Raw genomic sequence first — 5,163 nt, forward strand, 5'->3', positions numbered from 1 at the left:
GCACGGCTAGCTCCTTGAACTCCGCCGTGTACATCTGTTTTGGTATCTTCTTCATTGCTGGTCTTTCCAAAGGATCGTTGATTTTACGTTACCTATGGAAGACTAAATTTCGGGGGAAGCTCACACCAGGAATGCCATTTCTGCTGCCGTGCAGCATATCGCTCTGTGAACAAAACGCCGAGATCAGAGTCAGGTTATTTGTATCGCAAAAAAGCCGTGGCCGGATTGCCCCTCGCCGATAGATTCGATGACGGATTAAGGAAGAAACTGTGACAATATATAAATATTTATCGCGCACTCTTAAATCCACTCAATTCTTCAGCGCTATAGGGATACGTGATGCCACGATAAAAACACAGATAATCTGGCGTCATCCTGCCATGTAAAAATTCCTCAGGTATTTGATGGCCAGGCAAAACGCAACTGCACCGATAACAGCTCATCATGAATCGACCCGCAATGTCTAATCAACGAAATTATATCGGCCGCTTCACCCCCTCACCTACCGGCCCGCTGCACGCGGGCTCGCTGGTGGCAGCAATGGCCAGCTACCTGGACGCTAAAGCCAACCATGGCCGCTGGCTCTTACGCATGGAAGACGTGGACGAGGCGCGTACCGCAGCAGGAGCCGCCGAGTCGATCCTGGCAGACCTGCTGGCACTTGGCATGCAATGGGACGGTGAGGTGGTGTTTCAAAGCAGGCGCACAGCGCTGTATGAGGCGGCGTTCGACCGCCTCGGACGCTTGGCCTATCCGTGCGGCTGTACACGCCGCGAAATCGTCGATTCCCGCATTTGTGTGGCTGCCGACAGCGCAGCCGTCTACCCAGGCACCTGCCGCAGCGGTCTGCCGGTAGGCAAGCCAGCTCGGGCATATAGGCTGCGTGTGCCGGATCCCGGAGATATCGATGAACTAATTAGTTTTGATGATCGCTGGCTAGGTCGCGTGCAACAGCATCTGGCGATCGAAGTCGGTGATTTTGTATTGAAACGAGCCGACGGCTTCTGGGCTTACCAGCTTGCAGTAGTCGTTGACGATGTGGCTCAAGAGGTAACGCATGTGGTGCGCGGCGCCGATTTGCTTGACTCTACCGGGCGCCAGATTTATCTGCAACGTCAGTTAGGGCTGGCGACACCGCAGTACCTACATGTGCCGGTCATCACCAACGCCGATGGAGAAAAATTATCCAAACAGAATGGTGCTCAGGCCATTGATGCGACGCAACCGCTGCATGCGTTGAACAAGGCGGCCTGGTTTCTCGGACTCGATATCGGAGAGGTCGACAGCGTGGCCGCATTCTGGTCGTTGGCTACTACTGCCTGGGCAAATCTGGAATCGACTCGCCAAGGCTAAACCGAGACTAGCGCTTTGGCAAACCACCCAGCAACGCCGCCAGCTTTATCTTCGGCTTGATCGAAGCACCAGCCGGGGCACTGCTGGCAGGAGCGGCATCTGGTGTGGTCGTCGACTCATAAGGTTTGAGGAACCAAGGGTCGATTTTTTCCTTGCGCGAGGTTGGCGTCGAAGTATAAGCGCTGCGTGTGTGCTGCAAGCCGCGGCCCGCTGCGGCGGCACGGCTGTCGCTGCGATCGGTTGCCTCGCGGCGGCCGGAACGCTCGCGTTCGGCGGCAGCCGGCTTGGCGACGAATCCGCTAAGCTCGGCCCGCACAAACTTGTGCTTGATCATCTTTTCGATATCGGCCAGCAGACGCTCATCCTTATCGGCATACAGCGAAATCGCATCGCCGGAGGCGCCGGCGCGACCGGTGCGGCCGATCCGATGGACATAATCTTCAGCGTTATAGGGCAAATCGAAATTGATCACGCACGGCAGTTCGGCAATATCCAGGCCGCGCGCGGCAACGTCGGTTGCCACCAGCACTTCAATCTCGCCTTGCTTGAACGCTTCCAGCGCGGCCATCCGCTCATTCTGCGTCTTGTCGCCGTGAATCGCGGAAGCCTTGACGCCTTCGCTCTCAAGATGCCGCGCCAGACGCGAGGCGCCGATCTTAGTATTCGAGAAAACGATCACCTGCTTCAGCTTGCGCTCGCGGATGATGAAGGATACCGCCTCGGCCTTGGTTTGCTCGTCAACGCGGTACATGGTCTGGGTGACGTTGTCGGCAGTGGCATTGCTGCGCGCGACTTCGATCGTGACCGGGTTTTTGAGAAAGCTCGACGCCAGCTTCTTGATCTCGCCCGAGAACGTAGCCGAGAACATTAAGTTCTGGCGTTCTTTCGGCAGCAGGTTGATGATGCGCTGCAAATCCGGCAGAAAGCCCATGTCGAGCATCCGATCGGCTTCGTCCATGACCAGAATTTGCGTTTGCGACAGGTTCACCGTCTTTTGTTGGACGTGATCCAACAGGCGCCCCGGCGTGGCAATCACGATTTCAATGCCGGAGCGCAGCGCAGCGGTTTGCGGCGCGATATCAACGCCACCGAACACAACCGTAGCACGCAGCGGCGTATGGCGGCTGTAGGCCTTGACGTTGTCCGCCACCTGATCTGCCAGTTCGCGGGTCGGCGTCAAAATCAAGGCGCGCACCGGATGCCGCGCCGGCGAAGCGCTGGTGTTGGCATGTGCCAGCAGCAGTTGGATGATCGGTAACGAAAAACCGGCAGTTTTGCCGGTTCCCGTTTGCGCAGCGCCCATCACATCGCGTCCTTGCAGAACCACCGGAATCGCTTGCGCCTGGATCGGCGTCGGGTTGACATAACCCTGGTCGCTCAGCGCACGCAGGATATCAGGGGACAGGCCGAAGTCTTCGAAACGGACGGAGGGTGCAGTAGAAGCTGCTGGATCAGGTTGAATCTCGGACTGGATGTCGGACATGGTAGTTGGTGGCCTTCTGCGCAAGATGCGCTCAAATAACGAATCAGCATTCGTAAAAAGGCACTATTTGCTTTCAATTGTATTCGTAAATTTCGTGTCGGCCCATCAACGTCCGCGCTTGTATGCAACAAACAACCGCGACGGCATCCGAGCCAAATGATTGTGGAAACGCGATACCGGACGCTGCCTGCCAAGTTGTCACTTGGTTATTAATTACCAGCACGTTGTATACCACAGTCGAGCATTATACGCCTTGCCGGGAATTTGCTCAGATTCCGAGCTCATTCAGCGGCCAACGCGGGCGCACATTGAATCCGTAATCCCGCTGCGCCGCCTCAGGTTTGATTTGCAGACGCATGGCAGCGGCGAAGGCAATCATCGCGCCATTGTCGGTACAAAACTCCAGCTCTGGATAATACACCCGGAACCGGCGTTTCACGGCAGCAGCATTCAGTGCGCTGCGCAATTGCTGGTTGGCACCGACACCGCCTGCAATGACCAGCCGCTTGAGGCCCGTATGCCTCAACGCGCTCAGGCATTTGGCGAGCAGCACATCCACCAGCGCATCGACAAAGCAGCGCGCAATATTTGCCTTATCCTGTTCGCCCATAGCCGCTGGATGGTTTTTGACCAGTGTCAGCACTGCGGTCTTGAGGCCGGAGAAACTGAAATCCAGATTCTTCGAATGCAACATTGGCCGCGGCAACTGATATGCCGAAGGGTCACCGAACTCTGCCAGCCGCGAAATAGCCGGCCCGCCGGGATAACCGAGGCCAAGCAACTTGGCCGATTTGTCGAATGCTTCGCCGGCAGCATCGTCCAAGGTTTCGCCCAGCATTGTGTATTGCCCAACACCATCAACCCGCATCAATTGGGTATGCCCCCCCGACACCAGCAGCGATACGAATGGGAATTCCGGCGGGTCGCTGGCGAGCAAAGGGGACAGCAAATGTCCTTCCAGATGATGCACGCCCAGCATGGGTTTATCCAGCGCCAATCCGAGACCGCAAGCAATCGATGCGCCAACCAACAATGCGCCAGCCAGGCCGGGGCCTTGCGTATAGGCAATGGCGTCAATATCGTGATGCTCGATACCACTTTCGGCCAGCACTTGTTGCAAAAGAGGGATGGCACGCCGGATGTGATCGCGCGAGGCCAGCTCCGGCACCACGCCGCCATACTGCTCATGCATCGCTACCTGCGAGTACAGGGCATGGGACAGCAAGCCGCGCTGGGTGTCATACAACGCCAAGCCGGTTTCATCACAGGAGGATTCAACACCGAGAACAATCATGAGGAAGCAGTTTTTTACAATGCCGCATTGTAATGGAAAGCAGGGCAGGCATTCACGCTCAAGGCCAATCCTTGTCGAGCCGCTGCATTGCCTGCCGCATAAACGCGAGTTGCCGCGCGAACCTGGTACAGGCGGTACAAGTCCACAGATGTATCCTGACTCGTGCGCGGGTCAGAGGCGGCAAACTGGTATCTTGTGCTTGCGACAAGAGCAGTTGGGCATCGCGACAATGCGGAATCAAGCGCGGAATCAAGCGTTTATATGACATAAGAAGAAAGAGTTTACTCGATTGGGAAAATGGCACAGTGCTAATCAGTCGTGCGACCCGCTCAATACTTACAATAAATATTGCTATAGCGCTGCATAGAGCGTGACTATCGAGCCGTCAGTCATGGGCGCCGAACCAGTTGACTTGCAGACACTCACGCAGTCGGCTGCGCGCCCGATACAGCAAGACCCAGGCATTGGCGGCGGTAATATCAAGTTCTTTGCAGATGGCATCGGTATCGAGTTCGAGTCACTCACGCATCATGAAAATGCGGCCGGTCTTGGCTGGAAGCTTGTCGATGCACAACTGCAAAATGTCGAAAAACTCCTTGCGCTCCAACGTCTGATCCGGGTTAGCCCAGTTGGGCGCCGCTTGCAGCGCGTGCCCTGCGGGGGAAAACAAGGCATCTATCATGTCAGCGTCGCTGCGATCGGCATCGTCATCGGGATTCAACTGCACTTCGCGCTTGTTGCGCCGCAATTGATCCAACAGCTTATGCTTGAGTATCCCGATGACGTAGGTCTTGAAAGAGGATTGCTCCTGAAAACGATCGGGATGATCCATCACCGCCAGTATGGTTTCCGATACCGCGTCTTCGGCCAGGGTTTCATTGCGCAATTGCAGCGCAGCAAAACGCAGAAGCTGTGGCCGCAATGTATGAGCTTCCCTCGATTTTTCGTCTTCCAACAGGTGGCTTTTATGCCGCCTGTTTTTCCTGATGTTGCTCAGTGAGCCTGTCATCTAAATACTGGCAGGGTGAACGAT

Annotated in this window: 4 protein-coding genes and 1 pseudogene; 1 reads left to right on the forward strand and 4 read right to left on the reverse strand. The window is 56.1% G+C overall.

The window, feature by feature from the left end:
- Nucleotides 1–459: 459 nt before the first annotated feature.
- Nucleotides 460–1,353: a tRNA glutamyl-Q(34) synthetase GluQRS gene (gene gluQRS / locus ACIQ0R_RS11050; protein ID WP_395827248.1), complete on the forward strand. Its 894-nt coding sequence runs from the start codon at nt 460–462 to the stop codon at nt 1,351–1,353.
- Between the two features lie 7 nt (nt 1,354–1,360).
- On the opposite strand, the gene ACIQ0R_RS11055 is transcribed toward gluQRS, so the two are convergent.
- From ACIQ0R_RS11055 to ACIQ0R_RS11070, 4 genes and pseudogenes are all read right to left on the reverse strand, one after another.
- Nucleotides 1,361–2,836, reverse strand: a complete 1,476-nt coding sequence (locus ACIQ0R_RS11055) for a DEAD/DEAH box helicase (protein WP_395827251.1) — start codon at nt 2,834–2,836, stop codon at nt 1,361–1,363.
- A 268-nt stretch (nt 2,837–3,104) separates the two neighbouring features.
- Nucleotides 3,105–4,130 carry a tRNA (adenosine(37)-N6)-threonylcarbamoyltransferase complex transferase subunit TsaD gene (gene tsaD / locus ACIQ0R_RS11060; protein ID WP_395827254.1) on the reverse strand — a complete coding sequence of 342 codons (1,026 nt, stop codon included), beginning with the start codon at nt 4,128–4,130 and terminating at the stop codon, nt 3,105–3,107.
- 58 nt (nt 4,131–4,188) lie between these two features.
- On the reverse strand, nt 4,189–4,398 hold the full coding sequence (locus ACIQ0R_RS11065; protein ID WP_395827257.1) for a zf-HC2 domain-containing protein: 210 nt from the start codon (nt 4,396–4,398) through the stop codon (nt 4,189–4,191).
- A gap of 117 nt (nt 4,399–4,515) precedes the next feature.
- Nucleotides 4,516–5,139: pseudogene (locus ACIQ0R_RS11070) on the reverse strand (sigma-70 family RNA polymerase sigma factor).
- Nucleotides 5,140–5,163 lie beyond the last annotated feature (24 nt).

It is taken from the genome of Collimonas sp., assembly GCF_044339385.1.
Classification (GTDB): Bacteria; Pseudomonadota; Gammaproteobacteria; order Burkholderiales; family Burkholderiaceae_D; genus Collimonas.